We start from the raw sequence: 910 nt of genomic DNA, 5'->3' as shown, positions 1-910 counted from the left end.
CGAGGCCTATCCGGGGCGCCCCATCTCCTACGTCGTTCCTTTCCCACCAGGCGCCACCAACGACAGTTCCGGCCGCATCGTCGCCCGCAAGCTGGGTGAGAAACTCGGCCAGACGGTTGTCGTCGACAACAAGTCGGGCGGCGGCGGATCGATCGGCGCCGAGTTCGTCGCCCGGTCGAAGCCGGACGGCCACACGCTGCTCAATGCCTCGACCGGCAACCTCACCATCGCGCCGCTTCTGGTGCGGACCGGCTATGAGCCGTTCCGAGACTTCAAGCCGGTCGGTTATGTCGGCGCGTCGCGCTCGGTGTTTGCGATCCACCCCTCCCTGCCCGTCAAGACGCTGCAGGAGCTGATCGCCTACACCAAGGAAAACCCGGGAAAGCTAAATTTCGGCTCGGCCGGCAACGGCTCCGGCGGACACCTCGCCGGGGAATATCTCAAGCTTCGCGCAAACATCGACATGGTGCATGTGCCCTATCGCGGCAGCGCGGCCGCTGCGAAGGATGCGACCGCCGGGCTCGTTCAGTTGATGATCGATCCGATCACGGCGCCGCTGGTCCGCTCGGGACAATTGCGCGGCCTGGCGGTGTCCGGAAACGACCTGCGCGACGACCTGCCCGGCGTGCCGAGCATCGCCGATGCCGGCATTCCCGACTGGGAACTGAGCAGCGGCTTCGTGGCCGTCGCACCGGCGGCGACGCCGGCGCCCGTCCTGGCGCGATTGAATGAGGTCTTCGCCGAAATCCTGTCGGATGCGCCGACCATCGCCTCGCTCAATGCCATCGGCCTGCGGCCGCTCGTGCTGAAACCGGACGAAATCGTCGCGAGCCTTAAAAAGGAAAGCGACACGAACCGGCTGATCATCCAGGCGGCAAACATCACCGCAGACTGAGACGCTCGGTCCGGG

1 protein-coding gene is annotated in these 910 nt (G+C 65.9%); it reads left to right on the top strand.

The features are described from left to right. On the top strand, positions 1-895 hold an 895-nt coding region (locus ACTIF1_RS26435), incomplete at its 5' end, for a Bug family tripartite tricarboxylate transporter substrate binding protein (RefSeq protein ID WP_439599462.1). Positions 896-910 lie beyond the last annotated feature (15 nt).

It is taken from the genome of Falsiroseomonas sp., assembly GCF_051860665.1.
In the GTDB taxonomy this organism is placed as follows: Bacteria; Pseudomonadota; Alphaproteobacteria; order Acetobacterales; family Acetobacteraceae; genus Falsiroseomonas.
Note: the sequence above shows the minus strand (reverse complement) of the source record. Positions and strands in the feature narration are given on the sequence as shown.